This is a genomic window from Micromonospora sp. NPDC005172, assembly GCF_040608555.1.
Classification (GTDB): domain Bacteria; phylum Actinomycetota; class Actinomycetes; order Mycobacteriales; family Micromonosporaceae; genus Micromonospora.
Window position 1 is genome coordinate 83977 of the sequence record NZ_JBEXIL010000021.1, and the last position, 24164, is coordinate 108140.

The window sequence follows — 24164 nt, forward strand, 5'->3', positions numbered from 1 at the left end:
GTCGTCGGGAATGCGGCTACCATCCCAGAGCGCCCGAGCGCCCTGCCGGAGGCACTGCCTGTGTTTCCACCACTTGACGGCCCGGAACTGCCAGCGATCGTGGCGGCCCGGGGCTTCTTCGTAGGTAACGCTGCCGGCAGGCTGTCACCGTCGCGCTGCGTCGAAGGCCATAGGCGCGGCGGGCCGAACCTCGGCCCAGCCCAGGTTCGGCGGCGCGAGCGGCCTGCGAATCGGCCGCCTTGATCTCGTACAAAAAGTCTTCACAGGGCAACTACGGCAGGATGGACCAAATCTAGCCTTTTAGTGTGTTCCGGTTATGGAGTGACTTGGTGGACCCGATAGGGCACAATGAGTGAACCCACAGCCGGAGCCGTTGGAGGTTTCATGGTGGACCTTTCCAAGCTCCTTGGACCTGCGATCGGCACGCTTGTGCGAGCGGCCATAGAACGGCCGGTTGGAGCCGGATCAGTGGCAAAGCCCCTATATCCAGAGGGGCAGGTGAAATTACCAGGGCGAAGAGTCGGCAACCTGACCCGCACGTTGAGCAAGAAGCTTGCCGAGCAGGTAGGGACAACGCTGACTGCCGTTCATGAGATCGAATTCGGTGATTTAGCGGGCGAAGAATGGGAGGCCGCAGTGAGCGCCGCCTGCGACACTCTTGCCCAAATATCTCCGATTACCGCGACGATGCTTATTGCGATGGACTTGGATCCGGAGCGCCTCTATCGCGAGTGCCGCGCACAAGACCATGGGCGCATCGACAGAGCTGCGCTCAACGAGAGTCAGTCGATGGCGTACGAACGAATCCTTAGGGAGTGTTCGTGGCAAATCGTCGAGTTCGTTAGTCGGCAGCCCGAGTTTACGCGGCGAATACAACTGGAGCTAATTCGCCGGACTGGCGAAATCGCTTCATCGGTGAAGGACCTAGCCGTCACTACCGAGCCGCAGGTGATCGAGGACTTCGAACGGCGATATCTCGACCTGGTGCTTAAAAAGCTTGATGGTCTCCAATTGTTCGGGGTGACTCTTAGGCACAGCGACGCCTACTCTCTAAGCACCGCGTACCTCAGTCTTCATGCCGCCCCCGAATCGGTAGCACGAGGTGGCCGGGTTAGCGCTGACCGACTTAGGGTTCATGAGGCACTAGCCGACGCCAAACGGGTACTAATTCGGGGAGAAGCAGGATCAGGCAAAACCACCCTCCTCCAGTGGCTCGCTGTCAATTCTGTACAGGCTCCACAGAACCTTCCAGTCGGATGGGTTGGAGCTATTCCATTTCTGGTGCCACTCCGACGGTATGCCCTGCAAGATCTGCCTTCCCCAGCTCTTTTTCCACGCGAGGTTGCTCCAGCGCTATCCTACGAGGCGCCTTCGACATGGATGGCCTCCGTTATGCGATCTGGCCGAGCCCTTATCCTTATTGACGGCGTTGATGAGTTGCCACGCAGTAGGCGAGGAGACGTCTGGATCTGGCTACACGACTTGGTCGTGACGTACCCGGAGGCGACGTATGTCATTACCTCGCGGCCTCCGGCGGTAGACGGCAAGGTTCTCGTTCCCGACGGCTTCGAAACCTTCATGCTGCTTCCGATGGGTGCTGCAGACGTTCGAACTTTCGTAGGTCAATGGCACACGGCAATTACTGCTGTCCGAGATGACACCAGCCAATCGATCAAGATGTACGAAACCGAGCTACTAGAGAAACTTGCCCGCCGTCGTGATTTGCGGCGGCTCGCAACGAATCCTCTGCTGTGCGCTCTGATTTGCGCCCTTCACCTAGAACGTTATCGACAGTTGCCCCAGGATCGCATGGGCCTCTACAGCGCCGCACTCGAAATGCTTCTAGTGCGGCGCGACGAAGCCAGGGGTATTAGTGCGGACCGGCTAACGCTTTCTCAGCAGGACCAGGAGGCGCTTCTCGGCCAGCTTGCATACTGGTTGGTCCGGAACGGCTGGTCGGACTGCGAACGCGGCGCTGCGGCTGCGAGGATATCTCGATATATGCAAGCCATGCCGTACGTGGAAGCTAAGCCTGCGGATGTGCTCGACTTCCTCTTGCTCCGATCCGGGGTCTTGCGCGAACCCGTAGTCGGGGTTGTCGACTTCCTTCACAAGACATTTCAGGAGTACCTCGCGGCACGCGCAATTCTCGACGAGGGCGATATCGACTCGATGCTCCTTCACGCGCATGAGGATCACTGGCGGGAGGTGATCGTCATGGCGATAGGTCACGGCCGGCGAGATGAGCGTGAAAGGATCATCCGAGGTTTACTTGAGCGCGGCGACAGGGTTGAGGAGATTCGTCGGCCGTTGTATCTGTTAGCGGTTTCCTGCTTGGAACACCCCGGTGCGTTGGACCCGGAGTTGGTTGAGACCGTTCGAGAAAAGGCCTCACGCCTGGTCGTGCCCGAAGACGAGCGGCAGGTCGACCTAGTCGCTGCGGCTGGCGAGGTTATTCTTGACGTCATCCCTGATCCGACGTCGTTGACCGACAGGGAAGGCACTCTGTTGATCGATGCTGTGAATCGCTTCGATATCGAAGATACGTTGCCGGTTCTCGCGAGAATTGGACGGTCAAACAGCCGAGCCATACGAGGAAAGCTGGCGGCTGATTGGCCCGACGCTGCCGTCGAGGCCTATGCGGAAACCGTCTTAAACGGTATGCGGCTAGACGACGTTACGGTTCACGTGCGCACTGAGCGGCAACTTCGATCGGCCGCGAAACTTACTGCACTCACAGACATATTAATTGAGGGAGTGTCAGATTCCCTTCACCAGCTTAGTCGCCACCCGGCTTTGAGGGCGATAATGTTGGGTCCGGCAAATCTGAGTGACCTCAAGTTTACACGAAGATGCGAATTGCTTCGCAGTCTTATACTTTTCAGGTCCAATATAGCTGAGGGAATATCAAGCATCTCGGGTTTAGAACTCGAAGAGGTCGCTGTGCTAGGAATCCAGCACGGTTCGAGTGTCGAGGGATGTATAGAAGCACTGAACACACTACCGAAACTTCGACGTTTAACTATAGATCAGACGATGGTCGCCAATGGCGTCAAGCTGCTTGCAGCAACCTGCGCCGTGGAGCGAATAGATTTGTTAGCCTCGCCATGGATGGCTTCTGCGATTGACTACACACATCGCGATCTAGCCTGGGCAAGTTTCTCCGGCTTCAATAAGGAGCAGAACTGGCGGCGCGCTAGTACTGCTGTAGTCAGTCATCTCCAAAACCTGCGTGAGCTCTCGGTTTCCGGATGGCCTTCGCCGACAGAACTAGAGATTTTGCGAACGATGGGAGAATTGGAGACGCTGCGCGTTGTCGTGGCGGATGATGACCTGCGAGACGTTGTATTGTCGGCCGGACTCGAATATGGCTACCCCCAAATAGAGTTCGGCGCATTGCGCACACTTCGATCATTGCCCTCTTTGCGGCGATTGGAAATTGCTATCTTCACCTTGGAGAGGGTGCGATCGACCAAATGGCGCGAACTCACTCGCGGGCATAAAGTGCAGTACTATCGGGGCGCGCAACTACCAACTTTGATTCAAGAACTTTCCAACAATCTTCCACGTCATTCCAAGACAGAAGTCGTGATCAACGGGCATCTCTCTCACCGAGCAAGATCCGATGCCATAGACCAGTAGTCGGGGAAGGCCGTACCCTGGCAGGGTGGTTGACGTTGTTGTGCGCGCGAGACAGGTTGCCGAGCAGTATTTAGCCCTCAGTTTGCCGCGCCGTTGGTCTCATGTGGAGGCTGTCGCGGCTAAGGCTGGAGGTCTTAGATCATTGGCCGGCGACGACGCCGCCATCCTCCACGCTGCCGCGTGGCTACACGACATCGGCTACGCGGTGGAAATCGCCGATACCGGGTTCCACTCGCTGGATGGGGCACGCTGGTTACTCCGGCAAGGGTTTGGCCGGCGCCTGGCCGGTCTCGTTGCACATCATTCGTGTGCTTCCTACGAAGCGCATGAGCGAGGGTTGGGTGCGGTCCTAGCCGCAGAGTTTCCCCTTGAGGAGTCGTCCGCCTCTGATGCGCTCTGGTACGCGGACATGACCACCGGACCCGACGGCCAGGATCTTACCACCGAGGAGCGGCTGGCCGAGATCCGTGAGCGATACGGCCCAGATCATCTAGTCACGGGGTTCTGGCGGAAGGCCGAGCCAGCGTTGATTGAAGCCGTACGTCGGACGCAGGACCGGATGGTCGCTCAACCGATGTAGGGCTGGTTTTCTCCTACAAAGCCATGCTGCATGCGGAGCCGCATGGATGGGTGGATTGATAGCTCGGCCAGCCCGTCGCGGGCGACCCATTGCACTGCCGAAGACTCGTCACTAGTCGTTGGCGCTCCGCTCAAGTATCGGGCGCGGAAGCAGATCGAGAACTGCTGCCTTACCTCACCGTCGTTGTACTCGACCACATGATTCGGGTTGGAGTAGACCCCGACCACACCGGTCACCTCCACCTCGATGCCGGTCTCCTCGCGCGTCTCCCGGACGGCCGTCTCGGAGATGTACTCGCCGAAGTCCTGGGCCCCGCCGGGCAGCGCCCACAGGCCGTTGTCGGTCCGCTGGATGAGCAGCACCCGCCCGTGCTCGTCCTGAACGAAGACGGTCACGGCGACGACGATGCGGTTCGCCTTCGGAGCGTTCGGGGTGTTGAAGTGCTCGATCCGGGCCATGGCTCAGTCTCCTACCGCCGGCGGCTCAGTGCGCAGGCCAGACGGCACGCTTCTTGCCGAGGACTCGGTTGAAGCTGGCGACGTAGCTGTCGAACACGTCTCCGCCGCCAAGACGCCGTAGATGCAGCACGGGGGAGTACGCGGCCGGCGTGCCGTAGAGATGCGTGTTCACCAGCATCTCGTCGTCGAAGCGGTAGATGGAGTTGTAGAGGATCGTGTCGTGGAAGTAGATCCCAACGTTGTCCAGATCCTGAAGCTCCTTGTAAAAGGCCAACGCGTTCAGGATCTTGTTGGACATGGCGGGACCGATGCCCTCGGCGTTCCCGCGCTCGGCGATGTGCACGCCCTCCGGGTCGCCGAACAGCAACTCAACCTGCGCTCCGGCCAACGCCTTCTCGCGCAGGGTCGCGATCCACCGGTGGTTGAACTCGGGCAGGAACAGTCCTCCGTAGACCAGGACACCAACCTGCCGAGTCGCCTGCTCCAGGAGTCGCTGCCAGAGGTCGGTGGGAACGGCCCCACGTCGCGGGTAGATGTGGACCAGCTCCGACTGGCTGATCTGCACGGCCCGCTGCGTCGGCAGCGCGTCCGGCCAGAGGTACGACTCGCTCTCGCCCAGTAGTTCGGCGATGGAGTGGCGATAGCGCGGGTACGGGATTCGCGCCTGGGTCACCCACCGTTCGACAGTCTTGGGGTCGACGCCGACCCTTTCGGCAAGCGCTGATGCTGTCAGGTCCTTGTTGAGCATTCCGTTGCGAAGACGGTCGTTGGGCATCGCGTCTCCTGCTCAGTGGCCTCGGGGACGATAGCGGGGACGACTCACCCTAGCAAGGACGTCCCCACCCGTCCGTGACTCGCGGTGAACTCGTCATCACGACTTCGCAGAATCTCGATTCACCACACAGGTCATCCAGTTAGGACGCGACGAGCCCACGTGACGCCGCGCCCACGACTCGACGGAGGTGAACATGCGCGGCGACGAGACGGCGAGCAAGGGCGAACAGGCTGAGGCGGCCGAGCGGGAGGCTGCCAAGCAGCGCATCCTGGCTCAGGCCGAGGCGGAACGCGTACCCGTGGACGACGCGACCCGTGCGGTCCCGGACCGGCGGTGGCGGCGTGAGCAGTGATGAGCTGCCGATCGGACGACGGGTCGCAGGCTGGCGGGTGCGGCGGTCGATGACGCAGCAGATGTTGGCCGATCGCCTGCGCAGGTCGAAGAGCTGGGTGGACAAGATCGAGCGCGGCGTTCGCCCCCTGGACCGGTACTCGGTCATTCAGGAGGTGGCCGGCGTCCTGCGAGTCGATCCGGAGGTGCTGCTCGGCCAGCCGCCCGGCACCCCGACGAGCACCCCGGCCGGGGTGGACGACATCCGGTCCGCGCTCGCCCGCTACGACACCCCGCCGAACCCACCAGAGATGCACGAGCTGAGGCGGCAGGTCGGGCACGCCTGGTTGACCTACCAGCACGCGCACTACCCGCAGTTGGTGCGCGCGGTGCCGAGTCTGCTTGACGCTGCCCAGGGCGCAAGGTCGCCGGAGCTGCTGGTGCAGGCATACCGGATCACCGCGCTGCTGCTGGTCAAGCTCGACGAGGCCGACCTCGCCTGGCTGGCCGCCGACCGCGCGATGGGTGCTGCCCAGGACGACCCCGTCCTCGCGGCGACGGCGGCAATCGCGGTGGCTCAGGCATTGCGCGCGTCGGGCCGGGACCGCCTGGCCCTGTCGGCGACCCTCACGGCGGCCAACCGCGCTCTTCCACCGACACTCCACCTCAGTGATCATGAAGTTAGCGGCACTTTTGGAGATCGAAGTCGACAACAACTTCATGATCAACGGGGACAGGGCGAGCACGCAGGGCGGGGTGACCGTCGAGCGTGGGCGGTGGGTGGGACGTTGCTGGTCCAGGCCGCTCTGGCCGCCGCCGGATGCGGCGAGCACCGCCACGCCACCGAGCTGATCGACCGGGCCTCGGGCGTCGCCACCGACCTCCGGGGGTACGACGACCCGCACTGCACCAGCTTCGGGACGGTCACCGTGGAGATGGCGCGGGTGCTCCTCGCAGCGCAGCGGAGTGACGTCGACGGCGCACTGGCACGGCATGTGAGCGTCGTTCGCCGGGAGGTGTGGCGGCGGTTGCCGGCCGAGTATCGGGGTTCCTACCTGCTCGACGCCGCGCGGATCTACGTGCACGCCGGGGACCTGCGCGGGGCGGCGCGGTCGCTTGTCGACGCGGACAGTGTCGCGCCGGCTGAGGTTCGGGGGCGGCCTCTGGCGCGTACTCTCATCGCCGATGTTGCCCGTGCCAAGCCGGCGCCGGCCGGCGTGGCGCGGCTGGCGACGGTGGTCGGGCTTACCCGGTGACCGAGGTGCGTCGGCGCACGTCGTCGGCGGGGTTGATGGTGCGGACGGGATTGGGGACCGGGCCGCGTCGCCGCCACTCGCGGGGGTAGCCGAGCGAGACCTCCTCGAAGCGGACGCCGTCGTAGAAGGTGGTGCGGGGGATGTGCAGGTGGCCGTAGACCATCGTGGACGCGCCGAAGCGCAGGTGCCAGTCGCGGGTGCGGACGGTGCCGCACCACTGGGCGAACTCCGGGAACCACAGGATGTCGGTGGGTTCGCGCACCAGCGGGTAGTGGTTGACCAGCACGGTCGGCAGGTCCGGGTCGCGCTCGGCGAGGCGGCGCTCGGTCTCGGTGACGCGGGCGTCGCACCAGGCCTCGCGGCTCGGGTACGGGTCGGGGTGCAGCAGCGCCTCGTCCGTGCAGACCACGCCGGCCGCGTACGCGATGTCCAGCGACTCCTGCTTGGTGCTCGCCTGGGGCACCCGGAACGTGTAGTCGTAGAGCAGGAACAGCGGGGCGATGGTGGCGGGGCCGCCCTCGCCGTCCCACACCGGGTACGGGTCCTCGGGCGTGACGACGCCCAGCCGGCGGCACAGTGCCACCAACTCGCGGTAGCGGGTCTCGCCGCGCAGGTGCTGCGGGTCGCCCGGCGGTGTCCACAGCTCGTGGTTGCCGGGCGCCCACACGACCCTGGCGAAGCGGCTGCTCAGCAGCTCGAGCGCCCACTCGATGTCGGCGAGCTTTTCGCCCACGTCACCGGCCACCAGCAGCCAGTCGCCGGGGTGGTCCGGGTGTAGCTCCTGGACGAACGCGCGGTTCTCCGCATAGCTGATGTGCAGGTCGCTGACGGCCCGCAGCCGGGGGGAAGCGCTCACGCCTTGAGGCTAGGCGGCGGTGGCCCGATCGGTACCCCCCCGGTTCGTGTTCGTTCCGGACGGCAAGCCGGCGTCCCGGTGGGCGATGCAGTTTCCACGACTGTGCCGCCTTTGTCAGAAGTTGCCGGTCGATTCACGTTCGAGGATGCCCCGGCGGCGAGTCGGCCCGATCACGCTGCGATTGAAACATGATCGTAATAGGAGTTTACGGCGGAGCGTTCATGCTGGCTGGCAGGTTGTGCCGTCCGTCGGCTGAGGAGCGGTGAGTGCCAGATTTATCGAATTTGGGCTGTCCTGAGGACTTTTACAAGTGGGTGCCCTCTGGCTCTTACCTCAGCCTGGAGCGGGACGTGCCGCCGGAGGTCATGTCTGCCAGCTCGGTTCCCGGCGTGAACATGGTCTACTTGGTCCCGGATCCGGCCGTTGTGTCTGCGACCGGGCGGTTCCTACAGACACAGTCGTTCGACGTGCAGGCGCGCACGGTGCTGGCAGGCTCGTCGGCATCGGCTGGCGCCCAACTGGACCTCACCGGGGCGATCACCCTGGCCGACACGCTACGGCTGCCGGTCCGCCTGAGCAAAGCTCAGGCAGACGGGAGCAGTGATCGATTCCTGTTGCCCATCGACGCCGCGTTTCGTCCTGTCGCTGCCGACGCCGCTGATCACGTACTCGTCCTGCCGGAGCGCCACCTGATCGCGGACTACCCCGACGCCGCGACCGACACCGAAGTCTTAGCTCGAATCCGCGACGGCGCGCCGATGCTGAGTCAACTGCGGTGGAACGGTACGCGGGTCGAGGTGGGCCTGCCGCAGCAGATTGTCGGCGCCCGGTTCGCCGACCTTGATCTCAGTGGAGTGCCGGCAGAGCAACTCCGACCTGTCGAGGGCGGAATCAGGGGGCTCCTAGACGAAATCATCGCCTTGGTGCCCCACCAGGGCGTCCGGATCCGTGCCACCACCGATAGCGTCACCGAGGACATCGTCGCGGTACGGGCGTCTGACGGTATCGCCCTGCTCCACGAGGCCCCGACTGGGACCGTCGCTGCGACCCTGCCCCGTCACCCGATCACGCTCCGCGTCTCACCGCCGGTGACCATCCCGGGTATCGACGCCCGAGTCAATCTGCCGCAGCCGCCGACGGACCCGCTGAAGGGGGCACTCGACCGCAGCATCGCGGGGATGCTCGGTTCCTTGCAGCTCATACCAGTCGGTTCGACCGGACAGGAGGATGTCGGGCCGCGTGCGGTCCTCAAGGCCCATCTCGAAGCGACCCGCAGCAACGTCGGACGAGCATCTGGCGCCGACCTCGAGGGCTTGCGGACCACGGTTGAGCAACTGAGCCACGGCTTCTTCTCCTGGCGTCAAGTCCTCGCCGACAGCACCTCCGGCGTGCACCCGCAGTCGGTACGGTCAGACAGCCTGCCGGCGCGGCCCGAATGGCACGCTGCTCTGGCTGCCCAGGTGGGTGAGCTACATGAGAGGTTGACGCACCTTCCCACCGACCAGCGGGACGCGAGCACGCAGCACAGTTCTTCGCCGCTGGGGATCGTGTGGACGCGGAACATGGCTCGTCAGCAGCTCGTGCATGCCACTGGTCGGCTTGAGGCCGCCCTGTTCGCCTTGGATGGCGGGCAGCACGCACCCTGGGTGCTGACCGACTTCGACGCGGAGGTCGACGAAGCCAGACGGATGTTGACCAACACGCTGGTGGAAATCGGCAAGGCTGTCGAGAGTCGCGACGTTCCCGTTACGGAACTCGCCTCCCCGTCGGACTCGTGGGAGCCGCGCGAGAAGTTCGCCCCACCATTGTGGCTGGTTCCGGACGGTCTTTCGCGGGCGAGCCTGGGAGCTGAAGATCAGCCCGCCGACTTCACGGACGCGCTCATCACCAAGATCAAGTCCGAGATCGTCTCGGCGTTCTACCAATTCGGCATCGAGCTGAAGCCAGCTGAACTCGGTAGCGTAGTGACGAGAGCAGCGCTGCTCACGGCTGCGGCGGACGTGATCGGTGACGAATGGACGTTCGAGGTCCAGGGCCACTCTGTCGCGGTGTCGCTCGCTCTGGGGCGTACGGAGAACGGGTGGCGGCAGGTCTCCGACGCCGTGGAGATGCGCGGCAAGCAGACGACGAGTCTCGCCGGACGGCACAGCCGTGGTCACGGGCACATGAACTTCCTCGACACGAACACCAACCTGTCCTGGTACCTGGGGCACAAGCCCGAATTGGTGAAGAAGGGCTTCACCATGAACGAGGCGTATGCCGGCCTAGCAACGATCATCTGGAGTGAGCACGAGGAAGCCAATACCCTCAGTCTGGCCCTCTCGTCGGAACGCACCATCAAGAATTCCTCCTACATCTCGTACCTGTTCGCTTTCGACGCGACGGTGAACATTCGTGTCACCTCTCCCGACAATGTTCAGAACCAGAACGTCGATCGTCAGACCGCGGTACCCGGCGCGGTCAAAATCTTCGTGTCGCGGGAGACCGCCCGACCCCTCGACGCGGCCGCGACCGACTTCTCCGAGGCGAAGCATCCGATCTACGGTGCCCCGACCTACGCAGCATCCACGGTGGCTGCCGACGCACCGATCAAGTTGCCGAGAGATTCGGCGGTTCAAACATTCTCCGGGGTTTCCGAAATCCGTCAAATGGTCGAGGAATACGTCGCGGACCTCGCCAAGCCGGGTAGCCCCGAGCACAAACGACTGCTCGCGGGACTGAAACCGAAGATGATGGTCGCCGGATCGTTCGCGGCGGCGACGAAGGGCTACGAGATCGTCTTCGGTGACATCGCGGGCCATGCCCCGTCGAGCGTCACAATCCACTTCGTCCCTGTCAACCCACGTGTGATCATCGAGAGCGACGACGCGACGTGGATGGACATCGATGATCAGACATCGATCTCGCACAACTCGGAACAGGTCGCTGCGGACGGCTTCGACATCCCGCCTGGTCTCCTGTTGCAGGCGTTCGGCATCGAGCTCCTCCCGGTAGCTGGCGCGGCGCTGCCGTCCGTCGCGAAGTTGGAGCCATACCTCTTCGCCTGGCCCACGCTGGATGCGGTGCGAATCAGGTCTGGGCCCAGCCTCGATGTTTCCGATCTGTCCGGGGTGCGCTTCACCGGTGAGCGGACCGCGGTCGTTGCTTTCGATGTCAACGTGTGGCTCGAACGGTCCGACCGGCCAAACCAGTTGAAAGGCCCGAGCCAGCTGGCTCAGGCCCTCCATCAACGGGTGCTGCGGGAGGACGCCAAGCAGTGGGCCGATCTGGCGACGCTTGCGGGAGATGTGGATTCTCAGAGCCTCTCTCTCCAGGTGCGTCCCGGGCAGCAGCTTTCCGCAGTCACTCGCATCGCGGACCTGACTCTCCACTCACCTGGCCAGAGCCCAGCCGGACCGCGCCAGCAGCCGTTGGTGGAAGCGGTGCTGGCGTTGATTCGTGCCCACTACCCAGGCTTGGTGGTTCACGAGGACGGTGCCGCGACCCACTACGCCGGTCGGTGGAGCAGCGTCGCCGATGCTCGGATGGCATTGGAGAACACCCGCCGGGTTCGCGATCAACTCAATGAGGACAGCGCGGCCAGCCTCATCCGGCGGGCTCAGGGAGCAGCGGGCGTTGCATTCGCATTGAGCAGGAAGGGCATCAGCGGGCGCGGCGGCGACCAGGTCGTGGTCCGCATCATGGCCCGCCGAGGGCAGTTGGCTGACGATGAGTCGGTCACCTTCGAGGATCCGCGGTACGTCCGCTGGCTGCCCCTGTCGGAGGCGGACGCCAACAAGACCAGTAACCAGGACCTCATCACCACGTCGATCAAGGATCCGGGAATCTGGGCGGGCCTACAGCCGATGCTGGCGTTGGTGCACGTCAGCACCAAGGTGTTGAAGTCGTTGCAGATCCGACCGATCGTGCAAGGCAAGTACGGCAAGGCGACACAGGTCAGTAGTGGCCTTGCCACCTGGGGTATGCACGGCATCAGCGTCGACGACGAAGCCCAGTTCACCGGACCGGTGGTCTTCCTGATGCAACTGGAAGGCCCCGGAACGGCCACGCCACTCAACGATCAGCCGTGGCCAGGGTCGGTCACGCCGGCGCTTCCCGTGATCCATCGGGCGCGACCCGTGACCGGCACGTACACCATGTCGATTCCGTCCGATCTGACATTGAAGGCGGTTGCGAAGGACGGGCAGTCGACCAACATTCCGTACTCCCTGGACCTGCCCAGCCTCAAGGCCGCCGGGGTGGCCTCGTTCGCCGGGGACGATGGCACCCCGTTGCGCTACCGCCCGACAGCGGACAAGCCGCTGCCATCGGACACACCGCTCTTCCTGACTGCCGACACGCTTGTCAGCCAGGTAATCGTGGCGCTGACCGAGATGGTGCATGGGCCTATCCCGCTGGAGTTGCGCCTGAAGGTCGAGCAACTGCTCGGGGCTGGGCTCGACGAGTGGCTCCCGTGGCATTCCGTAGGTGACCAAGCAGGGGGCCCTGCCGCCCTGGAAATCTACGATGGCCCGATCAGCGCAACCCGGGGGGCATCCCAGGAGCAGACCAAGGCCACCATCGGCATGCGCCTGGTGTTCGAGGATGCTGACGGCTTCCAGTTGAACGGCCTACCACTGTCCTTCGGCACCTACTCCGACATGGGCGTGGCGGCAGTCAACTCCACCGGACTTCAGGTCACGAAGGGTTTCTGGGGCGGGCTGCGAATGCGGTTCCCTCTTAACATCCACAAAAAACTGCGCGGCATCCACATCGACCAGTACAGCTATCAACCCCAGCTTGCCCAGCGACGGGAGAAGACGGTCGCCTCCGAGGTGGAGAGCGCCGGCAGTTCCGGGCGACTGCACATGAACGTCAGTCGGATGGCGCTGGCTGCCGTCAACGTCCACGTCGAGGTGTCGATCGAGACACGCGTCGAACGTAACGTCGCCGGCAAGGTCGCCAAGTGGGCTCTCCCGCCGGCTGGGGCAGCACAGCGGGCGCTGCGAACCGCTGCTGGTGTGTTCGGAAGCTGGGGCCAAGCGGTCGCGAGCTTCTTGCTCCCCTCGGGCACGGGGGGAAATCGCACCGTGAGCGTGCCAGCCGTCGGCCAAACGGCCTTCGATGCGCTGGACGCCACCGAACTGGGGCTGATGCCGCCTCAGATGGCACTGCACTACGACAAGACAGTCACCTACGTCCTGCCCTCGACGCTGCGGCACGGACTCGGGGGTGGATCAGTGGCGAAGCCACCGGTCCTGAGCGGGTTCCTCACCCAGGTGGTGCAGTCGGTTGAGCAGCGGTACGGCCATTTTGTCGCCAAAGCCGTACGTCAGGATATTGGCAAGCTTGGAGGCCCTGCCGCTGGCGGAGCGGTGGTGAACACGTTGCTCGGCGGCGGCGTCCGCATCGAGGTGCCGGTATCCGAGTACCTGCGCGCGTGGGGACTGCCAATACTGCCCGGCACCCGCACCATCACCGTCATGCTTCAGGCATCCCCGATCGGCGGCGAATATCTGGGCGTGGCACCGAGTCTGCACCGGCTCGGAAACCGGGCCGGCAGTGACACGACGAGGCGGGAGGCGGAGACCCGCGATTCGCGGACGATTCTCGATTACATGCGGGGATGGTTCGTCACCGAACCGGATGGTGCCAACAGCATGTTGGTCAACCTGCACGGCGACCTACGCGGCATAACCAAGCGCTCGACGACGCAAGCCGAGCATCAGGAACTCAGCACTGGCCTGATCCAGGAAACCGGGCGCTCCGGTGATGGCCTGGTCCAGTGGGCCAACGACAACGGCATCGAACCCGAGAGTCTGCGCGATGTGGGAAGTGCTGGAGGGGCGACGTTCGACGTACGCCTGCGATTGACAGCGAAGGTGACGGTCGAGACGGCACCGACGGCAGTGGCGGACGCGGCGACTTCCGGTGCGTTCCAGACCGAGGACCTGTGGTGGGTCGCCCAGGATGACGATCAAGGCCAGCCGAATCCCGACTATGTCGTTACAACTCGGGTGAAGTTCGACCCGCGACTACTGCAACAGGCCGTGTCCGATGTGGCACCGGAGATGACCGCCCCGGCGGCCGTCGCGCCCGTAACAGCGCCGACGTTCGACCTGCCGGCCGGTCAATCCCTCGCCGACCAGCGTATCGGCCTGGAAGTCGACCCGACCATACTGGCTCGGGCCAGGGAGGGGCTGATCTTCGGTATCGGCGCGATACGCGATCACGTTACTCACCTCGCCACGCCCGAGGCCGTCACAGCCCCCTTGCCCCTACCGGAGGTCGAAAGCCCATTCGCCGGCCTGATCGTCAAGGCTGCCCAGGGTGTGGCCAGCCTCTGGCAGAACTACGTCTGGTCAGCACCGCCTGGCTCGTCATGGTTCCACCCGAAGAGCGTCATCGCTGATCAGATCTTTGCCATCATCAATCCGGCGTTCCTCGCCAACCGCCTGCCCGAACTCCTCACCACCGGTATCACGGAACGGATACTGCTCCCGCGCTACCGGTTCTACCACCACTTCGCCGACCTCGAGTTGCACGTCGATCCCATTGAGGTCACGGAACACGGGATTACCCATGACGTGATGGACAAATCGATGCAGGCAACCACAGTCACCGACAGTCACACCACGACGAGCTCTGCCGGTCACGCGTTCATGCCCTGGATCAACCCAGACTTCGCGCTGACGAATTACGAATACTACGACGGGCCGGGGACAGCCTCCATGGGGGTGTTGCAGGGAGCCGACATCATTAGTCGACACGACGAGAGTGCCGGCACCCGGGAGAAGAAAGCCGCCAGCGGCGGTGTCAAGACCACCGGCGGTTCGTACACCACCCTGGAGTTCAGGGTGCGCTGGCTCGCCGCGATCAAGCCCACTAATCCCCCCGGTGGCAAGCTCAATCCCTACGGGTGGCTGTCCCCGCAGTACATCGAAATTCCCGACGGTGTGATCCGGCTACCGGTGCCAACCAATCTCAAGCACGAGATCATGGCCTCCCCGCGTCGCTTCTTCACGACGGCGACGCCAACTCCAATCGTTCGTTCGACTCGGCCCGCACCGGCCGTTGTCGAAGACCTGGGCGGCCATGGAGATTCCGCTGGTGCCGCGGAGACCGCCCACGTGCCGCTGTGGCCGTTGAAGCTGCCTGCCACCGTCGACACTCGTGACGGGCTTGTCCATGTCATCCCGGCAGCTCGCGACGAGCGCCACTCCTCGTTAATCAACAATCTGGCCACGGCCGCCGCTGCCGTTCAGCAGCCGGTAATTCTGTTGAACCAACCGACTCGCCAGGCGCTACCGTCCGCGCTCGCGGACCTGAACTATCTGCTCGAACAGTACGCCCAACGTGGCCAGCTACCCATCGTGGTGACGACCATGACCTCGGTGCTCAGTCAGGTGATCGAGCAGACGAACAAATATGGTGCGGTGGTGTTGCACCCTGCCCCGGCGGCCGGGCTCCGACTCGATAACGAATGGACGATGTCGCCCCCGGAGCATGCAACCGATGCCGGCAACGCACGTTTGCTGGCAGGGCAGAGCCTGTTTGGGCGGGCAGCCGGAACGAGCGGCTGGCGATGGGACAACATCACCCCGGAGGTTCTGCGGACCGCTGGTGAGCAGGCTAGGAAGACCCCAGCGGTCGCTGTGGTCGACGACATGCTCGCTAACTTGATCTGGGCAGCGAACCTGACGAAGGCGCGGGATGTCCTTCGGGAGAACCGGCAGCGATGGACTGCTCAATGGCGAGCGTCCAGCCTGGCCCAGGTTGAGAAGATGCTCGAACGAGTGCCCAACCAGCCTGAGTTGAGTGTCTTCGCGCCCGTGCTCGAGTTCGAAGCGAAGGGGCAGGCCGACATCGTCTTCGACTACGCCCTCGCTGAGCCGGCCGACCAACCCAGAGTGCTGATCGAGGCGGTGAACGGTCTGGAAGGAGCTGGAAAACTCAACCCGACCAGCCCGCTGGACGGCGGTCTCACTACGGTCGAGCTGCAATCGATGGTGACCAGAGTTGGTGGGCCCGACGTCGCGAAGACGATGCTGCAGGCTCTGCAGGACATCAAAACGGATTTCGGCGCAGCCGAGGCCTTCGTACTCGCCAACAAGGACAAACTCGACCTGCCGCAGAAAGAGCAGTGGGTCGGGGCGATTGCCCTGCTCTCGGAGTACGGCGACCAACAGAAGGCGGCCCTGACCGCAGCCGTCTTCGAATGCTGATGGCGCTCTGGTCGGGTCATCCGCGTAGGTGGCAGAGGTTCGCGGCACCAGGAGTCGTGACCTGGGGTCGGCTGTCATGCAGTCAGCCAACGGCATATCCGGTGACCCGGCGGGAAAGCGCGAGGCGTCCGACAGCCCAAACCGGAGCAGGAGAAAAACATGCCTTTCATCACCGTGGGGACGGAGAACTCCGCACCCATCGACCTGTACTACGAGGACCACGGTTCCGGTAAGCCCGTGGTGCTCATCCACGGCTTCCCGTTCAACGGGGCAACGTGGGAGAAGGAGACCAGGGCGCTGCTCGACGCCGGATACCGGACGATCACCTACGATCGGCGCGGTTACGGCAACTCGGCGCAGCCGGCGTTCGGGTACGACTACAACACGTTCGCCGCGGACCTGGACGTGCTGATGACCGAGCTGGACCTCAACGACGTGACCCTGGTGGGGCACTCGATGGGCACCGGCGAGGTTATTCGCTACCTGGGCAACTACGGTTCCCAGCGCGTGAGCAAGGCAGTGGTGCTCAGCCCGCTGCAACCGATGCTGGCCAAGGCGAACGACAACCCCGAGGGCGTCGACCGGAACCTCTTCAAGGGCTTCCAGGACGCCATCATCAAGGACCGCTTCGCCTACCTGACGTCCTTCTGCGACGCGTTCTTCAACCCGGACCAGAACATGGGCAAGCGGGTCAGCGAAGAGGCTTACCGGGCGCACTGGCAGATCGGTGCGATGGCCTCCGGCAAGGCCACCCACGACAGCGTGGACTCCTGGCAGGAGGACTTCCGCCAGGACCTGCCGAAGATCGACATTCCGGTGTTGATCGTGCAGGGTGACCAGGACCGGGTGCTGCCCTACCCGGTGACCGGCCAGCGGCTCGGCCCGATGATGCCCACCGGCACGCTCATCACGCTCAAGGGCGCGCCGCACGGCATCCCGTGGACGCACGCCGACGAGGTCAACAAGGCGATCATGGACTTCATGAAGCAGCCGGCGAAGGCCCGCGCCTGACTCGTCCCGGTAGCCGATCGGACGCCAGCGCCGTAACGGCGCTGCGGCACCCGGCCCACGGTTCGCACCGGGGCCGGGTGTCGGCGTCGTTCACGCCCGGATCAGCGTCACCAGCCCCGCCGCCACCAGCACGCCGGCCCAGAGTCGGTCGACGTTGAACCAGGCCTTGCGCAGCACCCCCACCCCGAGCACCTCGTAGACCAGCACCGCGATGACCAGTGCGGTGCCGAGCATCGCCACGGTGTGTACACCGGCGGCCGCGAGCCCGGACAGCGCACCGACCGGCGCGGCGGCCAGGTGCCCGGAGTGGCCCCCGGACACCGGCTCGGCCACCAGCACCGGCAGCAGCATCAACCCCGCGCCGTGCGCCGACGACATGAGGAACGACCAGCCGGCGAGCTGTGCCGCCGACAGGCGCATGCCCGCCCAGCGGAAGTGCCGCTCGGAGAGCAGCCGCCACAGTCCGAAGCCGACCAGCAGCACGCCGCCGACCACCGCCAGGGCCGTGCTCGTCGTCACCGACCTGGTCGCGGTGACCAGGGCGGCGACGATCGCCACCGACGCGAGATGCCCCGCCGCGATCGGCGGCAGGGCGCGCAGCAGCGCCGCCCGGCTGCGCTCCTGAAGGCCCCGGGCCACCGCGAACAGCCAGCCCATCGCCGGGTTCAGGCCGTGGAACGCGCCGAGCGCCGCGAGCGTGGCAAGGGTCCCGAGGGTCACGGAAAGCAGTACGAGTCGGAGGACGCGTCCCCGCCCTGCAACCGGGTCTGGTGCACGCGCAGCCCTCGGAACTCGTCCCCGTGCGGGAAGAACCGCTCGTCGGGGGTGAGCCCGCCGGCCTCCACGTCGACGTCGAGCTTGGCCAGCCACGCGCCCACCCCGTCGGGGTAGAACTGGTCGTCCCACGAGCCGTAGAGCGAGTTGCTGACGTAGACGCGTCGGCCGTCCCGGCTGACCTCCACCATCTGCGGGCCGCCGGCCAGGGCCTCGTCCGGGGCGGACGGGTGGGCGGTGCGGCGGACGATCCCGCCCAGGTGCACCGAGCCGGTCTGCACCGGGTGCAGCGGGTCGCTGACGTCGTACTGGCGCAGCTCGCCGGTGCCCCAGCAGGACACGTACAGGAAGCGGTCGTCGACGGACAGGTCGATGTCGGTCACCAGCGGTGGTACCGCCCCGAACGGCTTGAGCAGGTCGGGCAGGTCCGCCGGGTCGGCCGGCTCCGCCGGAATGTCGATCACCTTGGTGACCGCCCAGGCGTCCCCGTCGCGGTGCCACAGCCAGACCGAGGCGGACAGGTCCTCGACGCTGATCACCACCCCGACGAACCCGTACGACTTCGTCGGGTCGTGCGCCGGGCGCAGCTCCAGCGGCATCTGGTACTGATCGCCCAGGTCGACCCGCTGCACGTGCCGGCGCTTGGCGAGGTCCCAGAAGTGGATGGCGTGACCGTAGCGGCGGCCCAGCAGCAGTTCGCCGATGATGCCGTCCTCGATCATCGACGGGGTGCCCCACTCGCTGGTGACCAGCACGTCCTGGTTGAGGTGCCACCACACGTCGTAGGCGAGGAACTGCGGGCCCCGGTCGGCCTCCCACGCCCCGCGGACCTCGAAGGTGGTGTGGTCGAGGATGGCGACGCCACCCGGGCCTTCCTCGCCGTCCGCGCCGCCCAGCGCGGACAGGTAGATCCCGTCCGGGCCACAGTGCACGGTGTGTGGGCGGGAGTAGCCGGCCCGCTTGGCCAGCTCCTCCGGGCCGATCACCTTGACGACCTGCGGCTGGCGCGGGTCGGGCTGGGTGTCGACGACGTGGATGCGCGAGGAGCGCAGACCCGGCACGATCAGGTAGCGCCGCTCGACGTGCGGGTGCGGGGCGGTCGGGCAGAGCGCGCTGCTGCACGCGTTCCAGCCGAAGTGGTGCAGCTCGTCACCGAGGTACGGCAGGTCGGTCCAGCCGACGACCCGGCCGTAGTCGGGGGAGTCCGGGTCGGTGTCGAGCACCACGATGGCGTCGGGGCGGCTGGCCGAACGGTCGAAGGCCGCCACGTAGGCGAGCTTCTCCGCCGGGGCGGTCGCCGCCTCGCGGGGTGACGGGTAGAAGGTGGGGTCGGGTGTCCAGCGGGTCATCGCATCTCCGCTTCCTCAGGTGGTGGGAACGCCGAGTCGGTCGAGCAGGAGACGGCGCAGCGCGCCGAAGCCCGGGTCGTCCGGGGTGCGGGTGGGTGGTAGGTCGACGGGGAGGTCCGCGGCGATGCGGCAGTCATCGAGGAGCAGGATCCGGTCGGCGAGTAGCAGCGCCTCCTCCACGTCATGCGTGACGAGCAGGGCGGCGAAGCCGTGCTCGGCGCGTAGCCGGCGCAGCAGCACCTGCATCCGCAGCCGGGTGAGCGCGTCGAGCGCGCCGAACGGCTCGTCGAGCAGCAGCAGGTCCGGTTCGCGGACCAGCGCCCGCGCGACGGCCACCCGCTGTGCCTGCCCACCGGACAGCTCGGCCGGCCAGGCCCGGTGTCGCTCGGCCAGCCCGACCTCGGCCAGCGCGCGCTCGATCCGGCCGGCGGTGTCCGGGCCGGACAGACCGAGCCCGACGTTGGCCGCCACCCGCTTCCAGGGCAGGAGTCGGTGCTCCTGGAAGACCACGGCGGCGGTGCCGTGCACGACGGTCTCGCCGGTGGCCTCGCCGTCCAGGCCGGCGAGGATGCGCAGGAGGGTGCTCTTGCCCGAGCCGCTGCCGCCGAGCAGGGCCACGACCTCGCCCCGCGCGATGCTCAGGTCGACCCCGGCCAGCACGACCGTCGGCCCGAAGGACCGGCGGATCGCGTGGGCGGTCAGCACCGGGGCCGCGCCGGTCAGGTGGCTCGCAGTCCGCGTCGCCATGTCAACATCCTCCTCTCCGCAACGCGCAGGGCAAGGTCCGATATCAGCCCGAGCAGCGCGTAGACGAGCAGGCCGAGGACCACCACGTCGGTCTGGCTGAACTCCCGCGCCTCCATCATCAGGAAGCCGATGCCGGTCTGGGCGTTGACCTGCTCGCCGACGACGAGGCTGAGCCAGGCCGCGCCGATCGCGAGGCGCAGGCCGAGGAAGAGCGACGGCAGCGCGCCGGGCAGCACCACGTGACGCAGCCGGGCGGCCTGCCCGAGCCCGCAGACCCGGGCGGCCTCCACCAGCCGCTCGTCGATGTCCCGGATGCCGGCGTACGTGTTGAAGTAGACGGGGAAGAACGCCCCCAGGGCGACCAGGCTGATCTTCAGCGACTCGCCGATGCCGACCCAGATGATCAGCAGGGGCACCAGGCCCAGGTGCGGCAACATGCGGGCCATCTGCACCGGAGGGTCGACCAGGTCGTCGCCGAGTCGCAACAGCCCGGCCACCGTACCCAGGACGAGCGCCAGCACGCCGCCGATGAGCAGGCCCGCGCCGGCCCGGGTGAGGGAGTCCACCAGGTGCACGGCGAGCGTGCCGTCGCGGGACAGTCGCCAGCCGGTCGCGAGGACGTCGCTCGGCGCGGGCAGCTTCTCCGGCGCCAGCAGGCCGGTCCGGGCCGCCAGCTCCCAGCCCAGGACCAGGGCGACCGGGCTGACCAGCCGCCACCACCGCCGGGACGGCCGTGGACGGCGGGCTTCGGGGGCCGCTTCGGCCACGACGTCCGGCGGCGTCTCGAGCAGCGGTGTACGACTCACTGGAACACCGCGCTGAAACGGTCGTCCACCCGGCTCCTGATGTCGACCGGCCCCGGGATCAGGTCCAGCGCGACGAAGCTGTCGGTGATCGCCTGGAGTTCGTCGCCGATGGCCGGGGTGACCGGGGCGAGCGGCTTGGCGCTGCGGTCCAGGGCACGGCTGGTGACGTCCTCCGGGATCTTCAACTCCGGCGCGAGCGTGCGCGCCCGCTCCTGCGGGTTGGCGATGCCCCAGTCGGTCGTCTCGCGGTACTTCTGAAGGAACGCCCGTACGTCGTCCGTGCGCTCGGTGACCGCGTCCGGGGCGGCCAGCACGTACTCGCGGTTGCTGGCCAGGCCGGTCGCGTCGGCGAGCACCCGTACGCCGGGCTGCTCGGCCAGGGCGAAGTACGGGTCCCAAATCACCCACGCGTCGACCTGCCCGCTGTCGAAGGCGGGCCGTCCCTCGGCCGGCTTGAGGTACTTGACGTTGATGTCGCGCAGCGTCATCTTGTTCGCCTCCAGCAGCCGTACCAGCAGCCAGTGCACGTTGGAGCCTTTGTTGAGGGCGACCGTCCTGCCCTTGAGGTCGGCGAAGCTGCGGTAGCCGCTGTCGGCCTTGACGAGCACGGCCTCGCCCTGCGGGATCGGTGCCGAGGTGCCGACGATGGAGAACGGGATCTTCCCGGCGGCGGCGAAGACCGGTGGGGCCTCGCCCACCTGCCCGATGTCGATCGACCCGGCCTTGAGCGCCTCGGTGAGCGCCGGCCCGCTCTCGAACAGCGACCACTCGACGTCCGGTGCCGCGTCGCGCGCCTTGACCAGGCTCAACCCACCGAAGCGCTGGTAGCCGACGCGCAGTTTGCCGCCGTCACCGCCGCCGGCGTCGGCGGACTCGCCGCACGCGCTCACGCCGCCCGCGGCGAGCAGGACGAGGGCGGTGAACGCCGCCGTGCGCAGGCGGCGACGCGGGGGATGACCAGGGGAGGGGGTACGCATGACGGCTCCTTGATCGGGGCAGGTGGGCCGGGCCGCGTCGACCGGCGGGGGATGGCGTGGGCGGTAGCCTACTAACCCGATAGGTTTTATGGGTAGGCTGTCGGCGGGTTCGTCCCACCCCTCAGGAGCGCCACGCACACACGGAAAGAGCCGCGATGACCCTCACCTTCCACTGGTTCCTGCCCACCAACGGCGACAGCCGGGACGTCGTCGGCGGTGGACACGGCGTACCCACCGGAGCGGCCGGTGGCGCCCGCCCGCCGAGCGTGGCCTACCTGGGGCAGATCGCCCGCACCGCCGAGCAACTGGGCTTCGTCGGCGCGCTCACCCCGACCGGCGCGTGGTGCGAGGACGCCTGGCTCACCACGGCGATGCTCAGCGAGGTCACCGAACGCCTCAAGTTCCTGGTGGCGTTCCGACCCGGCCTGACCTCACCCACCCTCGCCGCGCAGATGGCCTCCACCTTCCAGCGGCTGTCCCGGGGGCGACTGCTGCTCAACGTGGTGACCGGCGGCGAGTCGACGGAGCAGCGGGCGTACGGCGACTTCCTGGACAAGGACGCCCGGTACGCGCGAGCCGACGAGTTCCTGCACGTCGTCCGCGCGCTGTGGCGGGGCGAGACCGTCGACCACGCCGGCACGCATCTGCGCGTCGAGCAGGCGCGGCTGCACCGGCTGCCCGATCCGCCGCCGGCGGTCTACTTCGGTGGCTCGTCCGCCGCCGCCCTGCCCGTGGCGGTGCGGCACAGCGACGTCTACCTCACCTGGGGCGAGCCGCCGGCCCAGGTCGCCGAGAAGCTCGACCGGGTCCGGTCGCTGGCTGCCGCCGCCGGTCGGGAACTGCGCTTCGGCATCCGGCTGCACGTCATCGCCCGCGACACCGCCGACGAGGCGTGGGCGCAGGCCCGCCGGCTGCTCGACGGCATCGCCGAGGCCGACATCAAGGCGGTGCAGGACGGGCTGCGTCGCAGCGAGTCCGAGGGGCAACGCCGGATGCTCGACCTGCACGGCGGCTCCCGCGACAGCCTGGAGGTCGCGCCCAACCTGTGGGCCGGCGTCGGCCTCGTCCGGGGTGGAGCCGGCACCGCCCTGGTCGGCAGCCACCGGGAGATCGCGGACCGGATCGCCGAGTACCACGCGCTCGGCATCGACGAGTTCATCCTCTCCGGCTACCCCCACCTGGAGGAGGCGTACTGGGTCGGCGAGGGTGTGTTGCCGATCCTGCGCGAGCGCGGACTGTGGCGGCACCCCGACGGCGAGCCGGACTCAGCCGATCTCCCGGACATCCCCTTCGCCGGGACTGCGACCCTTCGTCCGGCACCGCAGCCGGCCGCGGCCCGCTGAGCGACCGGTGGGTGCGGGCGCCCGGCGCGCCCGCACCCGACGACGTGCCGCTGCCTCCACGCGCATCCCGCCCGCGCCGGTAGTCTCGCCGCGTGAATCCGAAGGTGATCGAGGGCCGGTTGACCGAGACGCAGGCCGGCTCGGGTGTGGAACGGCGCGCTTTCGGTGAGTTCGTCGGGTCCCGCGGTGAGCTCGCGTCGTACGCGTTCGGCTGGACGACCAACTCCGAGCACCACCACGCCCGGCTCACGGTGGGGATCGGGGCCGGAAACCCCGGCGGCGCCAGCTTCCACGCGGTCATCTTCGACAGGGAGAACAGCTACGCCTGCTCGCTCGTCGACGAGCCGTTCGAGCGAGTCCCCGAGGGCGGCCCCGACCTCACCGCGACCGAGGCCCGCGCACACGAGGATCTGCCGTTCATCTGGTGGCTGGTGGACCTCGTCATGGAGCGTGACCGGCGCGCGCGGTGGATGGAACACTGGCTGCTGGGGACCAGCAGCATCCAGACCGGCGAGGTCTTCGACCAGAAAGAGCCGATCCTGTACGTCAGCCACGACGCCGACGACGGACTCTGGCAACTCATCGGCACGAGCGACGCCGACCCCGCGACGGGCAAGCTCAGTCACCTCCACCACGCCGTGGAACACGACCTCACGCTGCTCGACGTTCTCGACCTCGGTCCCGGCGAGAGCGCCCACCGCACCGGGCCGGACGCGCCCTGGACCGCCGGGCCGTCCTGAGACGAGCGGGCGACAACGCCGAGGCGAAGCACGTGCCCCCAATGCAGGTTGGGCTGTGCATCACGCGCGACCAGCGGCATGAGTGGATGGTCTACACCGGGCATATTGAGCCAACCATGTAAAGCGCCCGGGCTTACTCGAAAGCCTCGGTGCAGCTTTATTAAACGGCGTCCCGCGCCGCAGCTCAATTGAAAGCGGGTACATACGACGCCATCCGCGCCTTAGAGGGCGTTTCACATTGCTGTCAGTCGGGTGTGTCGAAGGTGAGGCGTTGTTGGCGGGTGGCGGGTTCGCCTCGGGCGAGGCGGCGGAGCAT

The 24164-nt window shown here is 66.4% G+C and carries 16 protein-coding genes; 8 read left to right on the top strand and 8 right to left on the bottom strand.

The window, feature by feature from the left end; all coding sequences use genetic code 11:
- The first annotated feature begins 384 nt into the window (after positions 1 to 384).
- Positions 385 to 3642 (top strand): NACHT domain-containing protein, encoded by a 3258-nt coding sequence (locus ABZV06_RS16945; protein WP_355622339.1) that lies wholly within the window; start codon positions 385 to 387, stop codon positions 3640 to 3642.
- A 25-nt stretch (positions 3643 to 3667) separates the two neighbouring features.
- A complete protein-coding gene (locus tag ABZV06_RS16950) occupies positions 3668 to 4222 on the top strand; it encodes an HD domain-containing protein (protein ID WP_355622342.1) in 555 nt (184 codons plus the stop codon).
- Here the strand turns inward: ABZV06_RS16950 and ABZV06_RS16955 are convergent.
- Together ABZV06_RS16955 and ABZV06_RS16960 are read right to left on the bottom strand one after the other, a co-directional pair.
- Positions 4210 to 4680 (bottom strand): NUDIX domain-containing protein, encoded by a 471-nt coding sequence (locus ABZV06_RS16955; protein WP_355622345.1) that lies wholly within the window; start codon positions 4678 to 4680, stop codon positions 4210 to 4212. The genes ABZV06_RS16950 and ABZV06_RS16955 overlap by 13 nt on opposite strands.
- Before the next feature lie 25 nt (positions 4681 to 4705).
- Complete coding sequence (locus ABZV06_RS16960; protein WP_355622348.1) at positions 4706 to 5455, bottom strand: helix-turn-helix transcriptional regulator; 750 nt, start codon at positions 5453 to 5455, stop codon at positions 4706 to 4708.
- Positions 5456 to 5648: 193 nt separating this feature from the next.
- Here ABZV06_RS16960 and ABZV06_RS16965 point away from each other — a divergent pair, with 193 nt between their 5' ends.
- Together ABZV06_RS16965 and ABZV06_RS16970 are read left to right on the top strand one after the other, a co-directional pair.
- A complete protein-coding gene (locus tag ABZV06_RS16965; protein WP_355622351.1) occupies positions 5649 to 5807 on the top strand; it encodes a hypothetical protein in 159 nt (52 codons plus the stop codon).
- Positions 5797 to 7041: a helix-turn-helix domain-containing protein gene (locus ABZV06_RS16970; RefSeq protein ID WP_355622353.1), complete on the top strand. Its 1245-nt coding sequence runs from the start codon at positions 5797 to 5799 to the stop codon at positions 7039 to 7041. Before ABZV06_RS16965 ends, ABZV06_RS16970 begins: the two co-directional genes overlap by 11 nt.
- Here ABZV06_RS16970 and ABZV06_RS16975 read toward each other — a convergent pair.
- Positions 7031 to 7897, bottom strand: coding sequence for a metallophosphoesterase (locus ABZV06_RS16975; protein WP_355622356.1), 867 nt, complete (start codon positions 7895 to 7897; stop codon positions 7031 to 7033). The genes ABZV06_RS16970 and ABZV06_RS16975 overlap by 11 nt on opposite strands.
- A 389-nt stretch (positions 7898 to 8286) precedes the next feature.
- Between ABZV06_RS16975 and ABZV06_RS16980 the strand changes: the two genes are divergently transcribed.
- Positions 8287 to 16101 carry a hypothetical protein gene (locus ABZV06_RS16980; RefSeq protein ID WP_355622359.1) on the top strand — a complete coding sequence of 2605 codons (7815 nt, stop codon included), beginning with the start codon at positions 8287 to 8289 and terminating at the stop codon, positions 16099 to 16101.
- A 159-nt stretch (positions 16102 to 16260) separates the two neighbouring features.
- Complete coding sequence (locus tag ABZV06_RS16985; RefSeq protein ID WP_355245174.1) at positions 16261 to 17112, top strand: alpha/beta hydrolase; 852 nt, start codon at positions 16261 to 16263, stop codon at positions 17110 to 17112.
- Positions 17113 to 17202: 90 nt separating this feature from the next.
- Here ABZV06_RS16985 and ABZV06_RS16990 read toward each other — a convergent pair whose 3' ends face one another.
- From ABZV06_RS16990 to ABZV06_RS17010, 5 genes are read right to left on the bottom strand one after another with little or no spacing between them, the layout of a single operon-like run.
- Positions 17203 to 17832: a hypothetical protein gene (locus ABZV06_RS16990; protein WP_355245177.1), complete on the bottom strand. Its 630-nt coding sequence runs from the start codon at positions 17830 to 17832 to the stop codon at positions 17203 to 17205.
- A complete protein-coding gene (locus ABZV06_RS16995; protein WP_355622362.1) occupies positions 17829 to 19235 on the bottom strand; it encodes a selenium-binding family protein in 1407 nt (468 codons plus the stop codon). Before ABZV06_RS16995 ends, ABZV06_RS16990 begins: the two co-directional genes overlap by 4 nt.
- Before the next feature lie 15 nt (positions 19236 to 19250).
- A complete protein-coding gene (locus ABZV06_RS17000) occupies positions 19251 to 19982 on the bottom strand; it encodes an ABC transporter ATP-binding protein (protein WP_355622365.1) in 732 nt (243 codons plus the stop codon).
- Positions 19955 to 20788, bottom strand: coding sequence for an ABC transporter permease subunit (locus ABZV06_RS17005; protein ID WP_355622368.1), 834 nt, complete (start codon positions 20786 to 20788; stop codon positions 19955 to 19957). The genes ABZV06_RS17000 and ABZV06_RS17005 overlap by 28 nt, the downstream gene beginning before the upstream one ends.
- On the bottom strand, positions 20785 to 21765 hold the full coding sequence (locus ABZV06_RS17010; RefSeq protein ID WP_355622371.1) for an aliphatic sulfonate ABC transporter substrate-binding protein: 981 nt from the start codon (positions 21763 to 21765) through the stop codon (positions 20785 to 20787). The genes ABZV06_RS17005 and ABZV06_RS17010 overlap by 4 nt, the downstream gene beginning before the upstream one ends.
- A gap of 155 nt (positions 21766 to 21920) precedes the next feature.
- Between ABZV06_RS17010 and ABZV06_RS17015 the strand changes: the two genes are divergently transcribed.
- Positions 21921 to 23108: an LLM class flavin-dependent oxidoreductase gene (locus tag ABZV06_RS17015; protein WP_355622374.1), complete on the top strand. Its 1188-nt coding sequence runs from the start codon at positions 21921 to 21923 to the stop codon at positions 23106 to 23108.
- Between the two features lie 92 nt (positions 23109 to 23200).
- A complete protein-coding gene (locus tag ABZV06_RS17020; RefSeq protein WP_355622377.1) occupies positions 23201 to 23848 on the top strand; it encodes a hypothetical protein in 648 nt (215 codons plus the stop codon).
- Positions 23849 to 24164 lie beyond the last annotated feature (316 nt).